Annotated in this window: 16 protein-coding genes and 3 pseudogenes; 11 read left to right on the forward strand and 8 right to left on the reverse strand. The window is 71.5% G+C overall.

All coding sequences use genetic code 11. The features are described from left to right. Positions 1-34 precede the first annotated feature (34 nt). Entirely contained in the window at positions 35-313 is a 279-nt protein-coding gene (locus D0Z67_RS28925; RefSeq protein ID WP_031179570.1) for a glutaredoxin domain-containing protein, read from the forward strand. Here the strand turns inward: D0Z67_RS28925 and D0Z67_RS28930 are convergent. From D0Z67_RS28930 to D0Z67_RS28945, 4 genes are all read right to left on the reverse strand, one after another. After that, complete coding sequence (locus D0Z67_RS28930; RefSeq protein ID WP_031179571.1) at positions 297-1,322, reverse strand: LacI family DNA-binding transcriptional regulator; 1,026 nt, start codon at positions 1,320-1,322, stop codon at positions 297-299. The two genes, D0Z67_RS28925 and D0Z67_RS28930, sit on opposite strands and share 17 nt — an antisense overlap. Before the next feature lie 57 nt (positions 1,323-1,379). Next, positions 1,380-2,216 carry an ATP-binding cassette domain-containing protein gene (locus D0Z67_RS28935; protein ID WP_031179572.1) on the reverse strand — a complete coding sequence of 279 codons (837 nt, stop codon included), beginning with the start codon at positions 2,214-2,216 and terminating at the stop codon, positions 1,380-1,382. Then, complete coding sequence (locus tag D0Z67_RS28940) at positions 2,213-3,208, reverse strand: ABC transporter permease (protein ID WP_031179573.1); 996 nt, start codon at positions 3,206-3,208, stop codon at positions 2,213-2,215. Before D0Z67_RS28940 ends, D0Z67_RS28935 begins: the two co-directional genes overlap by 4 nt. A 117-nt stretch (positions 3,209-3,325) precedes the next feature. Continuing rightward, a complete protein-coding gene (locus D0Z67_RS28945) occupies positions 3,326-4,348 on the reverse strand; it encodes a sugar ABC transporter substrate-binding protein (RefSeq protein WP_031179574.1) in 1,023 nt (340 codons plus the stop codon). A gap of 405 nt (positions 4,349-4,753) precedes the next feature. Between D0Z67_RS28945 and D0Z67_RS28950 the strand changes: the two genes are divergently transcribed. Continuing rightward, positions 4,754-7,303, forward strand: coding sequence for a GH32 C-terminal domain-containing protein (locus D0Z67_RS28950; protein ID WP_031179575.1), 2,550 nt, complete (start codon positions 4,754-4,756; stop codon positions 7,301-7,303). A gap of 96 nt (positions 7,304-7,399) precedes the next feature. On the opposite strand, the gene D0Z67_RS28955 is transcribed toward D0Z67_RS28950, so the two are convergent. Further along, entirely contained in the window at positions 7,400-7,957 is a 558-nt protein-coding gene (locus D0Z67_RS28955) for a DinB family protein (RefSeq protein ID WP_382851243.1), read from the reverse strand. A 208-nt stretch (positions 7,958-8,165) separates the two neighbouring features. Here D0Z67_RS28955 and D0Z67_RS28960 point away from each other — a divergent pair, with 208 nt between their 5' ends. Then, positions 8,166-9,044, forward strand: a complete 879-nt coding sequence (locus D0Z67_RS28960) for an oxygenase MpaB family protein (protein ID WP_037774409.1) — start codon at positions 8,166-8,168, stop codon at positions 9,042-9,044. 96 nt (positions 9,045-9,140) lie between these two features. Here D0Z67_RS28960 and D0Z67_RS28965 read toward each other — a convergent pair whose 3' ends face one another. From D0Z67_RS28965 to D0Z67_RS28975, 3 genes and pseudogenes are all read right to left on the reverse strand, one after another. Next, on the reverse strand, positions 9,141-10,112 hold the full coding sequence (locus D0Z67_RS28965) for an SDR family NAD(P)-dependent oxidoreductase (RefSeq protein ID WP_031179578.1): 972 nt from the start codon (positions 10,110-10,112) through the stop codon (positions 9,141-9,143). A gap of 88 nt (positions 10,113-10,200) precedes the next feature. Further along, complete coding sequence (locus D0Z67_RS28970; protein WP_031179579.1) at positions 10,201-11,718, reverse strand: catalase; 1,518 nt, start codon at positions 11,716-11,718, stop codon at positions 10,201-10,203. Positions 11,719-11,867: 149 nt separating this feature from the next. Beyond that, positions 11,868-12,407: pseudogene (locus tag D0Z67_RS28975) on the reverse strand (MFS transporter); the annotation flags it as partial. On the opposite strand from D0Z67_RS28975, the pseudogene D0Z67_RS28980 reads away from it, so the two are divergent. From D0Z67_RS28980 to D0Z67_RS29020, 8 genes and pseudogenes are all read left to right on the forward strand, one after another. Next, a pseudogene (locus D0Z67_RS28980) lies at positions 12,340-12,561 on the forward strand (hypothetical protein); the annotation flags it as partial. The pseudogenes D0Z67_RS28975 and D0Z67_RS28980 overlap by 68 nt on opposite strands. Then, positions 12,558-12,710: pseudogene (locus D0Z67_RS30340) on the forward strand (ArsR family transcriptional regulator); the annotation flags it as partial. The pseudogenes D0Z67_RS28980 and D0Z67_RS30340, both read left to right, overlap by 4 nt. 2,196 nt (positions 12,711-14,906) lie before the next feature. Then, positions 14,907-15,098: a hypothetical protein gene (locus D0Z67_RS29825; protein WP_158713913.1), complete on the forward strand. Its 192-nt coding sequence runs from the start codon at positions 14,907-14,909 to the stop codon at positions 15,096-15,098. 2,215 nt (positions 15,099-17,313) lie between these two features. Next, positions 17,314-17,982, forward strand: coding sequence for a JmjC domain-containing protein (locus tag D0Z67_RS29005; protein WP_165507364.1), 669 nt, complete (start codon positions 17,314-17,316; stop codon positions 17,980-17,982). Continuing rightward, positions 17,958-18,494, forward strand: a complete 537-nt coding sequence (locus tag D0Z67_RS29010) for a hypothetical protein (RefSeq protein WP_131589727.1) — start codon at positions 17,958-17,960, stop codon at positions 18,492-18,494. The genes D0Z67_RS29005 and D0Z67_RS29010 overlap by 25 nt, the downstream gene beginning before the upstream one ends. A gap of 1,015 nt (positions 18,495-19,509) precedes the next feature. After that, positions 19,510-20,673 carry a JmjC domain-containing protein gene (locus D0Z67_RS29830; protein ID WP_165507365.1) on the forward strand — a complete coding sequence of 388 codons (1,164 nt, stop codon included), beginning with the start codon at positions 19,510-19,512 and terminating at the stop codon, positions 20,671-20,673. 54 nt (positions 20,674-20,727) lie between these two features. Further along, on the forward strand, positions 20,728-21,027 hold the full coding sequence (locus D0Z67_RS30350) for a hypothetical protein (RefSeq protein ID WP_244942376.1): 300 nt from the start codon (positions 20,728-20,730) through the stop codon (positions 21,025-21,027). Next, positions 20,931-21,296, forward strand: a complete 366-nt coding sequence (locus D0Z67_RS29020) for an MFS transporter (protein ID WP_244942382.1) — start codon at positions 20,931-20,933, stop codon at positions 21,294-21,296. Before D0Z67_RS30350 ends, D0Z67_RS29020 begins: the two co-directional genes overlap by 97 nt. The last annotated feature ends 91 nt before the right edge of the window (positions 21,297-21,387 follow it).

Here is a 21,387-nt window from a genome sequence, read left to right on the forward strand (position 1 = left end):
CTCGGACCGAACGACGCCGACCGAGGGGAAGACCGTGACCGACTACCGGGACGGCGTGGTCGTCTACTGGCGGCCGCTGTGCCCGTTCTGCATCAAGCTCCGGCTCCGGCTGCGGCTCGCCCGGCTGCCGCGTACCGAGGTCAACATCTGGCGCGATCCCGACGCGGCCGCGTACGTCCGGCTGGTGGCGGACGGCAACGAGACGGTCCCGACGGTGACCGTGGCGGGGAACGCGATGGTCAACCCGTCGATGGGGCAGATCCGCGAGGCCGTACGCCGGGACGCCCCGCATCTGCTCAAGCGGGCGCGCTGACCCGCTGTTCGCCCGACCCCCGCACGATCAGCCGGGTCGGCACGGTGACCGTACGGGCGCGGGAGCGGTCGCCGTCGAGGCGGGCCAGGGCCGTGGTGGCCGCCGTACGGCCGATCTCCTCCGGGTTCTGGGCCACCACCGTCAGCGCCGGCTCCAGCGCCTCCGCGAGCGCCACGTCGTCGAACGCGACCACCGCCACGTCCTTGCGGCCGCTGCGGGCCAGCTCCGCGACCACACCGAGGGCCACGATGTTGTTGCCCGCGAACAGCGCGGTCGGCGGATCGGGCAGGGCCAGCAGCCGGGCTGTCGCCTCGCCCGCGTCGTGCTGGTCGTGGGCGCTGGCGACCAGCGGCCGGTCGTCGGGCAGACCCGCGTCCCGCAGCGCCTCCCGGTAGCCGGCCAGCCGCTCCCGGCGGGTGTAGAGCCGCGTCGGCAGGTCACCGACGAACCCGATCCGGCGATGCCCGTACCCGACCAGATGCGTCACCCCGGCACGGGCGCCCTCGCGGTTGGAGCTGACCACGCAGTCCGTCACCAGCCCCGCCCCCGGCCGGTCCACGAACACCACCGGCAGCCCCACCGCCCGGTGCTGCCGCAGATGCGCGTGGTCGGCGCCCACCGACGGCACCACCATCAGGATGCTGACCCGGCGCGCCAGGAACTTGTCCGTCAACGCCCGCTCCCGGCCCGGGTCGTCGGCGGAGGACCCCATCAGCAGCGTCAGCCCCCGCTCGCGCACCCGGTCCTCGATGCTGCCCGCCACCGCGCCGAAGAACGGGTTGCCGAGGTCCGGCACGACCAGCCCGATCGTGGTGTCCGGGCCCCCCACCCGGATGTTGCGGGCCATCAGGTTCGGCTGGAAGCCGAGCCGCGCCACGGCCGCGAGCACCTGCTCCCGGGTTTGCGCCGAGGCGGGCCCGTCCTCGTTGAGGACACGGGAGACCGTCTTGGCGCTCACCCCGACCTCGCGGGCGACATCGGCCAGGGTGGGGCGGCGGTTCGCGGCCATGCGGGACACGTCTCCTGTGCTCGTCGGCTCCGGCCGGGAACCCCCGGGCCGTGGAAGTCAGGTGGCCTGGACCCCGGCGGCCTTCGCGGCCTCGGAGTCCGCGACGACCGTACCTCCGCTCCCGTCCACCGTGAGCGCCCCGGTCATGATGGCGACCACCTCGGCCATCGAGTACTCCGACGGCTTGATCACCGCCGCCCGGCGGCCCAGCCGGTGTACGTGGACGTGGTCCGCGATCTCGAAGACATGCGGCATGTTGTGGCTGATCAGCACCACCGGCAGCCCCCTGTCCCGGACCCGCCGGATCAGGTCGAGCACCTGGCCGGACTCCTTCACCCCGAGCGCGGCCGTCGGCTCGTCCATCACCACGACACTGCGCGCCCAGGCAACCGACCGCGCCACCGCGACCGCCTGCCGCTGCCCGCCGGAGAGCGTCTCCACGGCCTGGGTCAGCGAGCGCAGCCCGATCTTCAGACCGGCCATGTGCTCGGCGGCCTCCTGCCGCATCCGCTTCTTGTCCAGCATCCGGAAGACACTGCCCAGCACACCGGGCCGGCGCAGCTCCCGGCCCAGGAACATGTTGGACGCGATGTCCATCGAGGCGGCGACCGCGAGATCCTGATGGACCGTCTCGATGCCGTGCGCGCGGGCGCTCTGCGGCCCGGTGAACCGGATCGGCTCGCCGTTCAGCCGGATCTCGCCCGCGTCCGGCACGATCGCCCCGGTCAGCGCCTTGATGAGGCTGGTCTTCCCGGCGCCGTTGTCCCCGATCACCGCCAGCACCTCACCGGGCAGCAGATCGAAGTCGGCGCCGTCGATGGCGGTCACCTGGCCGTAGCGCTTGACCAGACCGCGGGCCTGGAGGACGGGCGTGGGGGAGTCGGCGGCGGTCATCGGGCCCTCTTCCGGGAGATCTGGTCGACGGTCACCGCGAGGATCACCAGGACCCCGGTGATCAGTGTCTGGTAGATGGACGCGACCCCCATCAACTGGAGGCCGTTGCGGAACACCCCGACGATGAGCACACCGATGAACGTGCCCAGCACCGAACCGCGCCCGCCGAACAGGGAGGTCCCGCCGATGACCACGGCGGTGATGCTGTCCAGGTTGTCCGTCTGCCCCGCCTGCGGATCACCGACGCCGGTACGGGAGACGAGCAGCAGCGCGGCCACCCCGTAGAGCAGCCCGGCGACCGTGTACACGCCGATGGTGAGCCGGGAGGTGCGGACGCCGTTCAGCCGGGCCGCCTCCACGCTGTTGCCGAGCGCGTACACGTGCCGGCCCCAGCCGGTGCCGCTCAGCGCGTAGGCGAACAGCAGGAACAGGGCGATGGTGACCAGCGACCCGTAGGTGATGTCGGTGTGGCCGAGCGGGAAGGTGCCGCCGAGCGCGGTGAGCGGTCCGGGCAGCTCGGTGACCGTCTGCTCCTTGGAGTAGATGTGGGTCAGCGCGAACGCCACGTTCAGCATGCCGAGGGTGACGATGAACGGCGGCAGCGGGATCTTCTCCGTCAACACCCCGTTCAGCAGCCCGAATCCGGCGCACACCAGCAGCCCCAGGCCGATGGCGAGCAGCGGCGGCAGCGTACCCTCGGCCGCCATCCGCGCCATCATGATGCTGCCGAACGCCATCACCGCCCCGCACGACAGGTCGATCCCCGCCGTCAGGATGATCAGGGTCTGCCCGATGGCGAGCGTCCCCACGACCATGACCTGCTGCACGATCAGCGAGAAGTTCCCGCCGGTGAGGAACTGGTCGGTGGAGAAGGAGAAGAAGACACAGGCGATCAGGAGGGCGGCCAGGGGACCGGCGGTGGGTGCCGTGAGCAGTCGGCGCGCCGTGCTCGGCGCCGTGAGCCCGGCGTACGGCGTGGTCGTGGCGGTCATACGACGTCCTTGTCGAAGGGCTTGACGGAGGTCGGGGGACTCGAAGGGGAGGAGCGGGGGCGGCCGGACCGGCGGGGGAGTGGCCGGGCCGGCCGCCCGGTGGAGGGAGCCGGAGGCTCAGCCCCAGCAGTTGTCCAGGCCGTACGCGGTGTCCTTCGCGTCCACCCCGGACTGCGCCTTGTCGGTGATCAGGGTGACGCCGGTGTCGGTGTAACCGGACGCCTTCTTCCCGTCCTTGGCGTACGACACCACAGCCTTCACGCCCTCGGCGGCCATCTTGAGCGGGTACTGCTGCGAAGTCGCCGCGATCTTCCCGTCCTTGACCGCCTTGGTGCCGGTGCAGCCGCCGTCCACGGAGACGATCAGTACGTCCTTCTCGCGGCCCTTGGCCTTCAGCGCGGTGTAAGCGCCCAGCGCCGCGGGCTCGTTGATCGTGTAGACGACGTTGATGCCCGGTTCCTTCTGGAGGCAGTTCTCCATCGCCGTCTGCCCCTTGGTCTGGTCACCGGCGGTGTCCTGGGAGCAGACCACGGAGGGGTCCTTGGCGCCGACCCCGAAGCCCTTGAGGAACCCGTCGTGCCGCTGCACGCCCACCGAGACGCCCGGCGCCAGGTCCAGCGTGGCGATCTTCGCCTTCTTGCCCTTCATCGCCGCCTTGGCGTACTCACCGATCAGCTCGCCCGCCTTCAGGTTGTCCGTGGCGAACAGCGCGTCCACCGCGCTCTGCGGCTCGGTCGGGGTGTCCAGCGCGATCACCAGCACGCCCTTGGCGCGGGCCTTGGCCAGCGCGGGCACGATCGCTTTGGAGTCGCTCGGCGTGATCAGGATGCCCTTCACCCCGGACGCCACCATGTTCTCGATCGCGGTCACCTGACCGGCGTTGTCCCCGTCGAACTTGCCTGCCGCCGTGAGGAGTTGGGCGCCGTTCTCCTTGGCCGACCGCTCCGCGCCCTCCTTCATCTTCACGAAGAACGGGTTGGTGTCGGTCTTGGTGATCAGCCCGACCTTGACCCCGCCCGAACCGGACTTGGACGACCCCGCGCCGGAGCCGGAGCCGCACGCCGTGAGGGCCAGGGCCAGGGCGCCCGTACACGCGGCGACTCTCAGCAGGGACAGGTGCGGACGAGGATTGCGAGACATGAACGACTCCTGCGGGATTGCGAGCGGCGCGGCCGGCATCGGAGCATGCCGTCCCGAGGTGTCATCGTTGACTTATGTCATCGTTGACACGGCATGGCGAGGACTATGGACGGCCCCTCGGGGCGCCGTCAATGCCCTGGGCCTGTCACAAATCGGCAACGCAAACGGCTTCTGCCCTACGTCGTGAATCGGCCAACGGACGCCTGCGCGCGAACCGTTGACGCGCCCCTGTCCCTGCCGCATCATCGACGCACCCGCTCGCTGTCATCGATGACATGAGTCAACGATGACATCTCCCGCCGACGCCAGGGACGACGGCACCGGCGGCCTGCCCACTCCTTCCCGGACCCGTGCGCCCCGCGCGTCACGCTCCGCCGCGGGGCCGACCGCAGCACAGGAGATGTCATGAGCTCCGTACGTGGAGCGCGGCACGCCCGCGCCTGGCTGATCGCGGCGTCACTGGCCGCCTGCGCCCTGGCGGCCACTTCGCTCACCCCGCCGGCGGCCGCCGCCGACACACCGCCGTACACCGAGACCTACCGGCCGCAATTCCACTTCACCCCCGAGAAGAACTGGATGAACGACCCCAACGGTCTCGTGTACTACCAGGGTGAATACCACCTCTTCTACCAGTACAACCCGAACGGCAGCTCCTGGGGCGACATGTCCTGGGGCCACGCGGTGAGCACCGACCTCGTGCACTGGAAGCAGCTCCCGCTCGCGCTGTCCCACGACGACAAGGAGATGGTGTTCTCCGGCAGCGCGGTGGTCGACCGGAACAACACCAGCGGCTTCGGCACCCCGGGCAATCCGCCGATGGTCGCCGCGTACACCAGCGCCTACAAGAGCGGCGGCAAGCAGGCCCAGTCCCTCGCCTACAGCACCGACCGCGGCCGCACCTGGACCAAGTACCAGGGCAACCCCGTACTGGACATCGGCTCCACCGAGTTCCGCGACCCCAAGGTCCAGTGGTACGCGCCCACCAAGAGCTGGCTGATGACGGTCGCGCTGCCCACCGAGCACAAGGTCCGCTTCTACACCTCCAAGAACCTCAAGGACTGGAAGCTGCTGAGCGACTTCGGCCCGGCGGGCGCGACCGGCGGCGTCTGGGAATGCCCGGACCTCTTCCCCCTCGCCGTCGACGGTACCCCGGGCAAGGTCAAATGGGTGCTGGTCACCAACGTCAACCCCGGTGCGGTGGCGGGCGGTTCGGGCACCCAGTACTTCACCGGCGACTTCGACGGCACCCGGTTCACCCCGGACGACGACGGCAGCTACACCCCGCCGTCCGGCACGCCGGTCCAGGACTTCGAGGGGGCCGGCTTCGGCGACTGGAGCGCCACCGGCACCGCCTTCGGTGCCGGCCCCGCGTCCGGCGCGGTGGACGGCCAGCAGACGGTCACCGGGTTCGACGGCAAGGGCCTCGCCAACAGCTTCCACGGCGGCGACCCGAGCACCGGCACCCTTACCTCACCCGGCTTCACGGTGAGCACCCCGTACCTCAACTTCAAGGTCGGCGGCGGCCGACACCCGCACCGACCCGGCACCTCCGTGGACCGGGGCCCCACCCCCGAGGGCACCCTCGTCGCCGACTTCGAGGGCGGCACGTACGGCGGCTGGACCGCGACCGGCGACGCCTTCGGCACCGCACCGGCCACCGGCACCCTCCCCGACCAGCAGCAGGTCTCCGGCTGGCTCGGCGACGGCCTGGTCAACACCTACCTCGGCGGCGACACCGCCACCGGTACGCTCACCTCACCCGAGTTCACCCTCGACAAGGACTACCTCGACTTCCTCGTGGGCGGCGGCAACCACCCCGCCACCTCGGCGAACCGCACCGCCGTCGAACTCCTCGTGGACGGCCGCACCGTCCGCACCACCACCGGCCGCGACGCCGAGGCGCTCGACTGGGCCTCCTGGGACGTGCGCGACCTCAGAGGAAAGCGGGCCCGCGTCCGGATCACCGACGACAACACCGGCCGCTGGGGCCACCTCAACGTCGACCACCTCGTCCTCTCCGACACCCGCGCCCAGGGCCCCACCGACGAGACGGCGGTGAACCTCCTGGTCGACGGACAGGTGGTCCGCAGCGTCACCGGCTCCGACAGCGAGGCGATGGACTGGGCCTCCTTCGACCTGCGCCCCTACCAGGGCCGAACCGCCCGCATCCAGCTGGTCGACCGCAACACCGGCGGCTGGGGCCACATCATGGCCGACAGCTTCACGGCGGCCCAGGCCCCCGCCCGCTCCGCCGTCGACCGCGCCTCCTGGGTCGACTACGGCAAGGACCACTACGCGGCCGTGACCTGGAACGACGCCCCCGACGGCCAGCGGTACATGATCGGCTGGATGGCCGGCCTCGACTACGCGGGCACCACCCCCACCACCCCCTGGCGCAGCGCCCAGACCGTCCCCCGCCGCCTCACCCTGCGCACCGTCGACGGCCGCGCCCGCCTGATCAGCGAGCCGGTACCCGCGCTCTCCACCCTGTGGCGGCAGCCCACCACGACGACGGGCCTCACCGTCACCAGCACCTCCCGCTCCCTGGCCGCCAAGGGCAAGGCCCTCGACATCGACGCCACGTTCTCCGTCCGCGACGCCACCCGCTTCGGCCTCAAGGTCCGCACGGGCAGCGGGGGAGAGGAGACGGTCGTCGGCTACGACCGCACGACCGGCGAGATGTACGTCGACCGCACCCGCTCCGGGTTGACGGACTTCAGCCCGTCGTTCCCCGGAGTACAGCGCGCCCCGCTGAAGCCCCGCGACGGCAAGATCCGGCTCCGGATACTCATCGACTGGTCCTCGGTCGAGGTGTACGGCGGCGACGGCGAGGCGACCATCACCGACCTGGTGTTCCCCGACCCCGCATCCGACGGGGTCCAGGCGTTCGCCGAGGAGGGCTCCGTGAAGCTGGACCGGGTGACGGTACGGCAGATGGGCTCGTACCGGCAGTGAGGCTGTGCGGCCGGGCACTCCTGAGGGTGCCCGGCCGGGCGGCTCGCTACAGGTACGGCCGGGCACCCCCAAGGGGGACGTCGCAAGGCGCGGGCCTCACTGGCCCACCCTCCCGTCAATACGCTCCCGCAGCAGATCGGCGTGGCCGCAGTGCCGTGCGTACTCCTCGACGCGGTGCACCATCAACTCCCGCACGGCGATCTCCTCCCGGCCGATACGTGCCCCGAGGTCGGCAGAGTGCCCGACCAACACAGCATCGGTCGCGGCCTGTTCACGCTCCAGGTCAAGGAACGCCCGCTCGACTGCGTCCTGTTCGCCGACGGCATCCTCGAAGTCCGCGTCCCGCACCCCGTACAGCTTCGGCAGCGGCTCACCCTCGCTGATCCAGTTCCGCCAGTCCCGCTCCACCTCGGCGAGATGCCGGACGAGTCCGAGGAGCGACATGGTCGAGGGGGGTACCGACCGGAGCGCGAGCTGCGCCGGGTCCAGGCCCTCGCACTTCATCCGGAGGGTGAGGCGGTAATTGGTCAGGTAGTCCATCAGGGTGGCCAACTCACCCTCCGGACTGGGCCCTTCACGCGGGTCGACATCCGGATCGGACCACATGTCGGGGTAGACGGTCGCCTCGGTCCATCGCGCGGGCTGCTCAGTCATGGCCCGCATGCTCGCGGATGACCGTCCTTCGGCGCCACCGAGTATCGGCACCCCTCCGGCTGGCAGGGCACGACCGGGAAGCGATGCAGTAACGATGCGACTGGCACCGCACGCTCCGCCGATGTTCACTTACGTACAGTCGAGGGATAGGGGCAGGGCGATGGTCGACCACACCCCACCCACGCGCACGCGCCCGTATTCGAGCCGCGTGACCACGGCCGCCACGGCCCCCCGCCCCGGCCTGCGCGGACGCCTCGGCGACGCCCTCTTCCGCGGAGTGGCGGGCCCCGACGGCCCCGAAAGCCGGCGCCACGTCCACGGCACACCCGGCCCCCGCTGGTTCGCCCCCGACCGCCCGATCCGCGTGGTCCACGGCGACGCGTCCATGTTCCCCGGCGGTCTGGCCGCCCTGCTGCTCCAGTCCCTGCACCCCCTGGCGATGACCGCGGTGGCCGACCACTCCGACTACCGCAACGACCCCTGGGGCCGCCTCGCCCGCACCAGCACCTTCCTCGCCTACACCACCTACGGCGCGGCGGACGACGCCCAGCGAGCCGTCGACCGCGTACGAGCCGTCCACGAGCACATCCGGGGCCGCACGCCGGACGGCGAGCCGTACCACGCCTCCGACCCCCACCTCCTGGCCTGGGTCCACTGCGCCGAGGCGTACTGCTTCCTCACGGCCCACCAGCGCTACGGCAGACACCCGCTGAACGCGGCGGGCCAGGACGCGTACGTGGCCGACATGGCGCGAGTGGCCACCGCGATGGGCGTCGAGCACCCCCCGACATCGCTCCGCGAACTCCGCACCCGCCTGAACTCGTACCGCCCCGAACTACGCCTGACCCCCCAGACCCGCGAAGCAGTCCACTACATCCTCCTCCGCCCACCCCTCCCCAAACCCGTCCTCCCCCCGTACCTCCTCCTCGGCGCCGCAGCCGCCTCCCTCCTCCCCGCCTGGTCCCGCACCCAACTCGGCCTCCCGGTCCTCCCCCGCACAGAACGCTGGTGCGTAGCCCCGGCCGGCGCAGCGGTGACAGCCTTGATCAGATACCTACTCCCACCACCACCGCAGCGCCGCGCCTAGGAAGGCGCGACCGTGCCCCATCCTTCGACCAGCGCCCCCCCGAACGGCAGCCGCCCCTCTCCTCACCCTGCGGACCCGCGTCCGCCGCACATGCCCTCAGGCACGCTCCCCATGCGCAAGAGACGACACGTACTCCCACAGCTCCCCCCGGACCTCCTCCGAGTCCACCCCCGCCCCGATCGGATACGTCGTCGGCCGGGGCCGGCGGTCGTGCCAGAAGAGGCCGTCGGTTTCGGTGGCCTCAGGGGCCGTGCCGAGCCAGACGATCGTGTCGGCGCCCTGGGCAGGGGTGCGGATGATGGGCCGGGTCACCGCGCGGAAGACCGGCATCCACTGCTGGACCCCCTTCGTGTCGGCCCACCCCGGATGCATCGAGTGCACATGCACACCCTGGTCGTGCAGCCGCTCCGCCCACTTCTCGGTCACCACGACCTGGGCCCGCTTGCTCCGGGCGTAGAACTTCTTCGGGCTGTACGACGTCTCCTCGGACTCAGGGTCACCGGCGGAGAGCTGCTGGCTGTACTGCCCTCCCGAGGTCACGTTGATCACCACCGACGGCGCGGAGCGCACGAGCAGCGGCGTCAGCTCCTCGATCAGCACGTAGGGCGCGAGCACATGCGTGGCGAACGTCAGCTCCACCCCGTCCACACTGTGCTGCCGCTCGTCCGGCATCACGCCCGCGTTGTTGACCAGCACGTCCAGCCGGTCCTCCGTCTCCAGGAACCGCGCGGTGAAGTCCCGCAACGCGGCCAGACTGCTGACATCGCACGCGACGGGCCGTACGTCCACGTCGTCGCCCGCCTGCTCCCGCGTGAGCGCCGCGGCCTCCTCGGCGCGCTGCTCGTTGCGGCCGAGCACCCGCACCGAGGCCCCCAGCCTGGCGAAGCCGACGGCGGCCGCGAGACCGACGCCGGACCCTGCGCCGGTGACGAGGACGACCTTGCCGTCCATCCGTTCGGGCTCGTCGGGCCAGTCCGGCAGCGCCTTGCGCAGCAGCAGTCCCGGCCAGCCGTAGCCGAGAACGACGGAACGGTCGAGGGCGGTGTCGATCAGGGAGGTGACACTCATGGCATCCGCAGTACCCGCACCCGCCGTCCTCACACAGCCGAGCGCCCCTCGCCCCACGGATGGGGGAGGGGCGCTCGGCGGGTGGTGATCAGGCCTTGTGCTGCATGCTGCTGCGGGCCGGATTGCCCTGGTCGGCGGCCTTCGGGTCCTTCGCGTCGGCCTTGGCACGCACGCCCTCGGCGATCCGCGCGCCGATCTTGGGGTCGATGTTGGTCCAGTACTCGAAGGCACGCTCGAGCACGGGCTCGGTGACGCCGTTGAGCAGATGCCCCACGACGTTGTCCACGAGCCGGTCGCGGGCGTCGTCGTCCAGCACCTCGCGGACGAGGGCGCCGGCCTGCCCCCAGTCGTCGTCCTCAGCGTGCGTGGCATACGCCGTACGGGTGATGTCACCGTCGGTGTGCCAGGTCGGCGGCTTGCCGAACTCGGCGGTGTCGGCCGCCGGGCCGCCCTTGGAGTTCGGGGCGTAGACCGGGTCGCTGGTCTTCCGGTACGCCATCGCCCCGTCCTTGGAGTACGTGTGGACGTCGGTGATGGGCGCGTTCACCGGGAGCTGCGCGTAGTTCGCACCGATGCGGTACCGGTGCGCGTCGGCGTACGAGAACAGCCGGGCCAGCAGCATGCGGTCGGGGCTCGGACCGATGCCCGGCACGAAGTTGTTCGGCTGGAACGCCAGCTGCTCGATCTCCGCGTGGTTGTCCGTCGGATTCCGGTCCAGCGTCATCTTGCCGACCTCGATCAGCGGGTAGTCGCCGTGCGGCCACACCTTGGTCAGGTCGAACGGGTTGAAGCGGTACTCGGCGGCGTCCGCGTACGGCATGATCTGCACGTACAGCGTCCAGCTCGGGTGCTCCCCGTCCCGGATGTGCTCGAACAGATCACGCGTGTGGTAGTCGGTGTCGGCTGAGGCCATCTGGTCGGCCTCGTCCTGGGTGAAGAACTCGATGCCCTGGTCGGTCTTGAAGTGGTACTTGACCCAGAACTCCTCACCGGCCTCGTTGATCCACATGTACGTGTGCGAGGTGTAGCCGTTCATGTGCCGCCAGGTGCGCGGCACGCCCCGGTCGCCCATGAGCCAGGTGACCTGGTGGGCCGACTCGGGGGAGAGGGTCCAGAAGTCCCACTGCATGTCATGGTCACGCAGGTTGTTGTCGGCGCGGCGCTTCTGGGACCGGATGAAGTGCTGGAACTTCATCGGGTCCTTGACGAAGAACACCGGCGTGTTGTTGCCGACCATGTCGTAGTTGCCTTCGCTGGTGTAGAACTTCACCGCGAAGCCGCGCGGGTCACGCCAGGTGTCCGGGCTCCCGCGCTCCCCGGCCACGGTGGAGAACCGGGCGACCAGATCCGTACGGGTCCCCGGCTGGAACACGGCCGCCTTGGTGTACGGGGTGACATCCCCCGTCACCTCGAAGTGCCCGAAGGCCCCGCTGCCCTTGGCATGCGGCTGCCGCTCGGGAATGCGCTCCCGGTTGAACTGGGCCATCTGCTCGATCAGGTACGCGTCCTGGAGCAGGATCGGACCGGCGGGGCCGACGGTGAGCGAATGCTCGTCGCTCTCCACCGGGGCGCCGGAGTCGGTGGTGGTGCGGGGGATGTCGGTCATGGTTCCTTCCCAAAACGCCGGACCGACGGTCACGGAATGCGCCGCGTGCCGGATCGGCGGTTACATGGACTCAGGGGTATCGGGTGACCGGCGTCGGGGGGTGGCAAACGTGCGCGGGGTCGGGATGCCCTGGGTGGGTGCAGTTTCTGTCAGATGGGGTCGGTCAGGTGGGGCCTGCTCGTGCGGACCACGAGTGCGCCGGCGACGGTGAGGGCTGCCAGGACGCTGCCGAAGAGGATGGTGGCGCGGGTGAGGCCGGTGGTGTCGCTGAGGTGGCCGGTCAGGACGGGCAGGAGGCCGGCGGGGAGGTAGCCGCCGATGTTGAGCGCGGCGTTGGCCTCGGCGAGGCGGCGTGGCGGGACGACGGTGTTGAGCAGCGACAGGCCGCCGAGCTGTCCCATGCCCTGGCCGGTGCCGGCGAGCAGCGCGGAGATGATCAGGGCGGGCGCCGAGGTGGTGTGGACCCCAGAGAGCAGCGGGCCGAGTCCGGCGCCGAGCACCATCGCGCAGGAGGCGAGCAGGGCGGCGGTCCGCTTCCGTTCGGCCCCGGCGACATCGCTCACGGCGGCCATCCCGGCCGAGACGGCGGCGCCGACCGCGATCCCGGTGAACAGCCGGGCGATGATCAGCGCGGGCACGCTGGTGGCGGTGGCGAAGACCAGGCAGGCGGCCAGGGCGGCAACCCCGCCGTACGTGCTGTGGCAGCACGACATCGGGTTCTCCAGCGGCCTGCTGACCGTCTTGTTCGCCTTCTACATCGTCGGCCTGACCGGTTCGCTGCTGGTCTGCAGCGTGGTCTCCGACCGGCTCGGCCGTAAGTCCGTCCTGCTGCCCGCCCTGGCACGCTCAGCGACCCGCTGCGTCTGAGTATCGTCCGTCAACTCCTGCTGGAGTCAGAGGAGTTCGACCACTCCTGCGGCTGGTTCGGCCTGGACCGTCCGAAGTCTTCGCTCATGCACCAATTCAAGGCTCTGCGCGAGGCGGGGTCGACGGCTGGCGTCGATGTGGGGGGCTGCTGGGTTGTTCGGTCTGTGGGTGTGGTTGGCGTGTGCGAAGTTGTTGCAGGGGGTCGGCGAGAGCGGGTTGTTCGTTCGGCGCCGTGCGTGGGTCAGGGTGGTCGTGCCGTTGGCCGTGGGGGGGGGCGACGGGAGTGCTGTGCCTGGGGTGGGGCGGGGGCGCTGATGCCTTTCTGGGGGGCTTGAGCAGGGGCAGTGGGCGGGCGCAGCCGCTTGAACGAGGGCACTTGTCCCTGTGCTGCTGCTGGCTTCTGGTTGTGGCCTGTGTAGGTCAGGGCCGGTTTGGCTGGGGGGTGGGGTGTTGGGTGGGTGGGGTGGGTTGGGGAGGGTGGTGGGTGTTGGTGTTGGTTGGTTGGGGAGGGGTTGTGGGGATGTTGGGTGGCTGGGTTGTGCGGGTGGTTGTGGTGGGTGTGGTCGTGGTGGTGGGGGCTGGTTTGGCGGGGGGTGGGGCTTCGGCTGGTGTGGGTTCGGTTTTGGGTGGTTCTTCGCTGGTGGGGGGTGTGGCGGCGGGTTCTGCTGTGGTGGGTTCTGTGGGTTCTGTGGGTGTTCGGGTGGGTTTGGATGATTCGGGGTGGCAGGGGGTCAGGGTGTGAGGGGTGGGGGCCTGGTGGGGGTGTGAGCGGGGTGGTGGGTGTGGGGTTGGTGTCGGTGGTGGGAGGGGTTTCTGTGGTGGGTCAGGGGTCTGTGTCGGTGGTGGCGGGTGTGGGGTCTGATCGGGTGGGGTCGGGTGTGGGGCCGGTGGTGGGGGTTGATTCCGTGGTGGTGGGTGTGGGTGAGGGGTCTGTGGCGGGTGTGGGTTCTGTGGGGTCGGGTGTGGGTCAGGGGTCTGTGTCGGGTGTGGTGGGTGGGGTGGTGGCGGGTGTGGGTTCTGGTGGGCCGGTGGTGGAGGGTTGGGATTATGTGAGGTTGTTGCGGGATGGGGTGGGTGGGGGGCCGGTGGTGTGGGTGGGGGTGGATGAGGTGGGGGTGGGGTTTTCGGCGCGGGGTGGTGGGGTGGATGAGGGTTTTGTGGCGGAGCTTGTGGAGTCGGTGCCGGTGACGGACCCGGGGCCGGCTGGTGGGCCGGGTTTGGTGTCGGGTGAGTGGGGTGGGCTGGGTTTGGGGTGGGGGTTGGGGTGGTCGGCGATTGTGGTGCATCGGGCGTCGATGCGGGTGGTGGATGGGGTGCATCGGTTGTGTGCGGCGCGGTTGCGGGGTGATGAGCGGATCGCGGTGCGGTTTTTTGATGGGTGTGTGGAGGATGCCGCGTTGTTGGCGGTGGCGGTGAATGTGCGGCATGGGCGGTCGTTGCCGGTGGGGGACCGGGTGGCGGCGGCGGAGCGGATTGTGGTGGGGCGGCCGGGGTGGTCGGATCGTGCGGTGGCGGCGGTGGCGGGGTTGTCGGCGCGGAAGGTGGCGCAGGTGCGTCGGGCGTGTGGGGTGGAGGTGCCGGGGGTTCGGGTGGGGCGTGATGGGCGGGTGCGGGCGGTGGGTTCGGGTTCGGCGCGGGCGCGGGAGGTGGCGTGCCGGTTGTTGAGGGAGGAGCCGGGGGTGTCGTTGCGTGAGGTGGCGCGGCGGGCGGGGTTGTCTCCGGCGACGGTGGCGGATGTGCGGGACCGGTTGCGGCGGGGTGAGGATCCGTTGCCGCCGAGGCAGCGGGCGGCGCAGTCGCGTGCGGTGGGGTGTGCGGGGGGTGGGGAGGGGGTGGCTGTGGCGCGTGTCGCCGGCGTGGACCCCGCCGGTCCGGCCGGGCTGCCCGGCCTGGCGGATGCCGGGGCAGCGTCCGCCGGGCTGGATGGTGGCGCGGGTGCCGGGGATTCTTCTGCCGCGTCTGCGGGGCTGGATGGTGGCGCGGGTGCCGGGGTTTCTTCTTCCGGGTCTGCCGGGTTGTCCGGGGGTGTGGGTGGCGGGGTGTCTTCTGCCGTGTCGGGTGGGCGGTTGGGTGCGGTGGCGGCCGGAGTGGCGGCCGGGTCTGCGGGGCCGGGTGCTGGTGGGGGTTCGGGGGCGCGGGCGGGTGGTGGGGTGTCGGCTGGGGTGACGTCGTTGATACGGGCGCATGCCCAGCCGGGCCGTCCGGCCCGCTCTTCCCGTGCGCGGGCGTCGAAGAGTCCGGCGGAGCTGCTGGCGGTTTTCGATGTGTTGCGGCGGGATCCGTCGTTGCGGCTGAATGACGCGGGCCGTAGTGTGCTGCGGTTGCTGGATGCGTGTGCGGTGGTGGTCCGGGACCGTGGCCGGGTCCTGGACAGTGTTCCGGCGCACTGCCGGGGTCCGCTGGCCGAGCTTGCCGAGGGGTATGGCGAGGTGTGGGCGCGGCTGGCGCAGGAACTGCGCGAGAGGGATCTGCCGGAGGCGGATCTGGCCCAGCCCTCCTCCCTCGGCGCCTGACCCGACCGGTCCTGACCCGACCGGTCCTGGCCTCACCGGCCTCCTGGCCTCACCGGCCCCCGGCCTCACCGGCCCTGGCCTCACCGGCCCCCCCGGCCTCACCGGCCCCCGGGCTCCCTGCCGGCTCCGGTCCTGACCCCTGCCGGCCCAGCCCTCAGCGGCCTCGGCTTCACCGGCTCCGGTCTCCCTCGGCTCCGCCCTCAGTGGCCTCCGGGTGCGGCCCGCCTCGACCGGCCTCCGGCCCGGGCCGCCCCGTAAAGGGCGGCCCGGGCCGGGGGCCGGTCTGCGTGAGGGCTCTGGCGCACCTGTGGGGTGTGTCGGGTTCGGGCCCTGCCGGTCCAGGGGGCCGGCTTTTGCGGTCCGGGGGAGGTCCGTGCCGGGTTTCGTGTGTTCGTCGTGTAGGCCTTTGCCGCGGGTTTTGCCGCTGTCCTCTGCCTGTTCCTGGCAGGTGGGGAGTCGGCTCGCGGGCTGGGGGTTTTGGCGGTGCGGGGGAGGGGGGCTTTCCCTGGCTGCTCGTTCCGCTGTCCGGCTCGGCGGGGGACGCCGCCGCCTGGACCAGAGAGAGTGCCTCGTGCCGCCCGCGAAGAGATGGGGAGCCGGCCTCGGCTGCCGTTTCCCGTCCGGCCACGATCCCGGGGGGTGGTGCGGGCTGTGTTCAACTGCGGTCGTCCGCAGTTGGACCCCTCGTCTCCGCTGTCGGCCGGGCCCGGGTCTGAAGGTCCGTGCCCGCTGTGGCGGAAGGACCGTGTGCCCCGCTGTCGCCCCAGCGGGCGGGATGCCTACTGGGGCTCTGCCGGACGGGGGAGTTTCCCGGATGCCGGTCGGGGGCGTGTGTTCGGCTGGGGCTGGCGGCCGTGGTGCCGCTGCTCCTCGGTGCGCCCGCGTTCGCGGGACCGGGCCGGCCCGCTGTGGTGCTGTTTCTCCTGGGTGCGTCCGCGTTCGCGGGGCTGTGCCGGGCCGCCCGTACGTGGGGCCCCGGGTTTCACGGCGTCGCCCTGTCCCGGTGGGAGGTCTGTGTCTGCGCTGCCGCCGCCCTGGCCCCGGACGGTGGGCGGGTCTACGCGGTCGGCTGGGTCTGTCCGCAGTCGGCCGCAATTGCTTCTTCGGCTTTGGCCGCGCCCGCATACATGGAGCTGCGCTGCGCCGTCGGGAAAGCGGGGTCTGCTTCTTGCTGAAGGAAGAGGGGATGTGTCCCGCTTCCCCGAGCCGGCAGGACGTCCGAATGGGGGCCGGGCCGCTGACTTCGGCCGTGTATGCCCGTGGTTTTCTCCCTTTCTGTTCCAGTCGTATCTGTTTCTGAGGGACTGTGTCCGGTGGCCGTACAAGGTCGCCTGCTCCGCCATCGCGTCTCCTGCCCGGCCGGAAGTCGGGTCCCGCCATCACATTCCGTCCCCGTAGGCCCCGTGCGTGGCGTGCCCGGTCGCGTGTGTTCAGGTGTGCCCGGTTAGGTGTTCAACTGCGGGCGAGCGCAGTTGAACACTCCTTTTCCCTCCGGAGGTGTTCACGGGAAAGCCGTGCGCCTCGCGTATGAGGGGGTGTGCCTCCGGCGGGTTGGAGGGGGCCGTCTGCCGCTGTGGAGAGATCCCCTCGCCGCCCCGGTTGCGCTGTCCGCCCGGTAAAGGGGATGTGCCCCGCTACCGTCTCCCACCTGGGATTACCCGGGCTCCCGGCCCCGTCTCCTCGCCGTTCACGGCCCGGCCGGGGCCGGCCTGTGCCCGGTGTCCAACTGCGCCTGTCCGCAGTTGACCCCCCTCGTCCCGGCCCCCCTGCGCCCGGCGGGCCCTCACCTCTCGCCTCCGGGACAGTCGCCCTCGCTCACCCCACCCACCACCCAAGGGTTCCTGGTCTTCGCCGGGGTTGCCGGTCTTCTCTTCGTCCGTCCCCGTGTCCGGGTTTTCGTATATCCCGGCCGCCGTGCTGTTCAGGTTTTTGTTCCGTTGACGTTCCTGCCCGTTCGGGGTGAGTATTTGGTCATCGCCGGGACAGCCCGGCGGAAATTCCGGGAAACAAGAGGGAGTGAACAGCATGGAGAACACCGTGGCGTTCGACGACATCGAGTTCATCGAGACCTCCGCCGAGCTGCTGGCGACGTCGTACTACGTCAACATCCAGTAATTCTGATGCGGCCGGAGGGGCGGCCCGAATGTACAGGCTGCCGCCCCTCCGCCGCATAAAAGCTTTTCGTTCCACGCCATCGGGCATTGAAAGGAATGCAATGTACGACTTCACATTCGAAGATCTGGTGGGGGACGAAAAGGTCTTCTTTGCCGAGTACTTCGACAAGAAGCCCCTGCTGCGGAAGAACGCGATGCCGGGCGATGTCCGGGACATCCTGTCGGTCCGCAAGCTCGACGAGCTGCTGCACATGGAGTCGATCCGGCCGCCGTACATCAAGGTCAACCACAACGGTTCCGGTGTCCCTGAGAAGGGCTACACGCGCAGTGTGGTCGTGCAGGGTGTGAACATCACCGACACGGTGGTGCCGGAGAAGATCTACGAGCTGTTCCGGGCCGGTGCGACGGTCACCTGGTGCTCGCTGAACCAGATCGTGCCCGAGCTGCGGGACTTCACCCGTGTCATCAGCGACAAGATGGCCGTGCGTACCGACGTGGTGGGGTTCATGACGCCCACCAAGAAGCGCGGTTACCTCCCGCACCACGACCCGGTCGACCTGTTCATCGTGCAGCTGGAGGGCACCAAGCGGTGGAAGCTGTGGGACCTGCCCGCCCAGCGTGAGGGTGACAACGCCTCCTACACCGACGAGGAGCTCGGCGAGCCGGCCATCGAGGTCCTGCTGGAGCCGGGTGACGTCCTGTACCTGCCGTACAACACCCGCACGCGGCGGCCGCCGAGGACCAGGTGTCGCTGCATCTGTCGATCATGATGCGGCCGCGGATGTGGAAGGACCTGCTGCGCGAGACGTTCGAACAGGCCGCTTCCGGGCCGGAGTTCAACCAGTACCCGCACATCGGGGCCCTGCGGGACGCCGGTACCGAGGCCCTGTTCCGGCAGAAGATCGCCGCGCTGGCCGCCCGCATGGACGCCCTGGACAGCGGCGCGGAGCTGGACCGGCTGGCCGAGCTGGGCCGTACGATGCCGGGCAGTTCGCACGGCACGACCTTCCAGACGATCGCCGAGACCGACCGCATCACCCCCTCGGTGCTGCTGCGGCGTACGGCGGCGGTGGTGGAGTTCGGCGCGAACGACGGCGGGCGCACGCAGATGACGGTCAACGGTCACAAGATCGCCGTTCCCACCCCGGTCGCGGAGACCCTCGCCGGTCTGGAAGCGGACGTCCCGGCCGGTGACATCTTCCCCGGCGTCGACCCCGAGCGCGCCACGAAGGCCGCCCAGGGCCTGACCCGCCTGGGCGTCCTCGAAGTCGCCCCTCACTGAAACGGGCCCCCTTCGGCAGGGGGACCCGGCCGCGCCCCGCAGCGAGGCCACCGGTCACGGCCCCCCGGCAGCAGGCGGTTCGCGCCGGCCGCTGCCGGGGGGGCCAGGCCCCCGCACCCAGGAAGGCCCCGCGCACAGCCCCGGCACGCAACACCTGCTACCGCCCGGGCAGTTGAACACCCGGCCGGCACCGGCCCGCGACACCCGGGTACCGCCTGACACACCCAGCCCCGCCCGGGGCCCGTAACACCCGGCCGTACTGGGGAAGTTGAACCCCGGCGCCGCCCCCGGGCAGGGGAGTGCCCCGGGTGTGACGCCACCTGGTGACACCGCAGTCCCGAACCCCGGGGACCGAAAACCCGCCCCTCGCCCCGGCAGTTGGACCCCGGGCCCCGGCGCGCCGGCCGGGGAGGCGCCCCGCCCCGCCCGGCGGGCCTCGCCCCGCCCCGGCCACCCGCCCGTCCCGCCCCGGCCACCCGCCCGGCCCGTCCCGCCCGGCGAGCCTCGTCCTACCGGGGCCACCTGCCCCCGCCCCACCCGTCGACCCCGCCCCGCCCGCCCGGCGGGCCTCGTCCCACCCGGGCCACCTGCCCCCGCCCCACCCGTCGACCCCGCCCCGCCCCACCCGGCGGGCCTCGCCCCGCGCCGGCCACCCGCCGGCCCGGCGAGCCTCGTCCTACCGGGGCCCCCGGCCCCGGCCACCCGCCGACGCCGTCCCGCCCGGCGGCCCTCCTTCCGCGCCGGCCACCCGCCGACCCGCCCCGCGGGCCTCGTCCCACCCGAGCCACCTGCCCCCGCCCCACCCGCCGATCCCGCCCCGCCCGCCCGGCGGGCCTCGCCCCGCCCGCCCGGCGGGCCTCGCCCGCCCGCCCGGCGGGAGGCGCTCCAAGCCCCACCCCGCCATCTGCAATCCCGCCCCGCCCGGCGGGCCCCCTCTGGGCCCGCCCCCTCATTCCCCGCACCGGCACCACCGTTCCCACCCCTGGCCCTATCCCGTCCGCTGGAGGCGAAGAGCGTGGACACATCCACGACCCCCCAAGGCTTCGAAGACCTCGTCGGAGACCGGCAGGTCTTCTTCCAGGAGTACTTCAACCGCAAGCCGCTGCTGCGCAGGGGCGCCCTGGACGGCCGGGCCCGGGATCTGGTGTCGGTGCGGCAGCTCGACGACATCGTGGCGATGCAGACCGTCTCACCCGCCTACCTGCGGATCGCCAAGGACGGCCGCGGTGTGCCCGGCAAGGCGTACACCCGCACCGTCTCCGACCGCGGGGCGGGACTGACCGAGGCGGTCGTCGCCGGGCAGGTGTACGAGCTGTTCCGCTCCGGCGGCACCGTCACCTGGAACGCGCTGAACCACTTCCTGCCCTCCGCCCGCCGCCTGGCCGAGATGTTCGCCGCCACCTTCGCCTGCGAGAGCGAGGTCGTCGCCTTCCTCACCCCCGCCGGCCGCGACGGCTACGCCCCTCACCACGACCCGGTCGACGTCTACGTCATCCAGATCGAGGGCACCAAGGACTGGCGGATCTGGGAGCCGCCGGCCGGCCGCCGCGCCGGCAAGGTCTCCTACCGGCCCGAGGACCTGGGGGCGCCGGCCATCGAGACGACGCTGCGTGCGGGTGACGTCCTGTACCTGCCCTATGGAACCCCGCACGCAGCGGCCGCAAAGGACCAGGTGTCCCTGCACCTGTCGGTCACCGTCGAGCCGCGCCGCTGGCGCGACCTGCTGGCCGACACCGTCCAGCACCTCCTGGCCGACCCCGCCTTCGACGGCTTCCCGTACCTGGCCGAGCCCGCCGCCCCCGACACCGCCGCCACGCTCGGTGCCCTGTCCGCCCGCCTCGCCGGACTCCTGACCGGCCTGGACACGGATGCGGAGGCGGTCCGGCTGCGCGAGATGGGCGCTGCCCGCGCGGGTGCCGGCCGGCCCCGGGAGTTCGAACGCCTGGCGTCCGCGGACGTCCTGGCCCCGCCGCCCTGCTGCGCCGCAGCCCGGTACCGCTGGAGATCGGCCCGAGCGACGGCGCCCGCAGCGCCCTGCTCGTCAACGGCCACCGGCTGGCCGTGCCCGACGCCGTCGCCGAGGCCCTGCGCGCCCTGGCCGACGGCCGCGCGGTGGCAGCCGCCCGTTTCTTCCCGGGCGTGGACGAAGCCCGGTCCGTGCACGTCGCCCAGGGGCTGACCCGTCTCGGGGTACTGGAAACCGCCGACCGCAACTAGGAGCTGACCTCCCGTCATGACCGCCATCACCCCACCGCCCCCCACCGCCACGGCTGCTCCCGCGTGGCGGGACGTCTACGTCCTGGCCGGCATGCGGGGACTGTCCTTCGCCGGTGACATCGCCGCCGCCACCGCCCTGACCCTGCTGCTCCAGGCCAACGGCGCCGGATCGTACGCGGTCATGGCCCTGCTGCTGGCCGCGGCCGTCCCCCGGCGCTGCTGGCCCCGCTCACCGGCCGGTTCGCCGACCGCTTCGACAGCCGCCGCCTCATCGTCACGGTCGCCTCGCTGCAGATCCTGGCCTGCCTGGCGATGACCCAGACCACCACCCCGGCCCTGCTGATCGTGCTCGCGGTACTGCTCTCCACCGGACTGGCCTTCACCCACCCGGTGTTCGCCGGGCTGCCCGCGGCGATGGTCGGCAAGGACAACATCCCGCGCGCCTCGGCGATCTCCCAGACCACCGCGATGGCGGCATGGTCATCGCCCCGGGCATCGCCGGTTTCCTCACCGCCCACTTCGGCGTCCGTATCTCCCTGCTCCTGGACGCCGCCTCCTTCGCCGTGGTCGTCGCCGGCGCCCTGACCATCCGCACCCGCCTGCACCACACCGCCCCGCCGCCCAGAGCCCCGCGGACACGGGCAAGCAGACGGGTCCGGCCTACCGGGTGAGCGGG

This window comes from Streptomyces seoulensis (assembly GCF_004328625.1).
Lineage (GTDB): Bacteria > Actinomycetota > Actinomycetes > Streptomycetales > Streptomycetaceae > Streptomyces > Streptomyces seoulensis.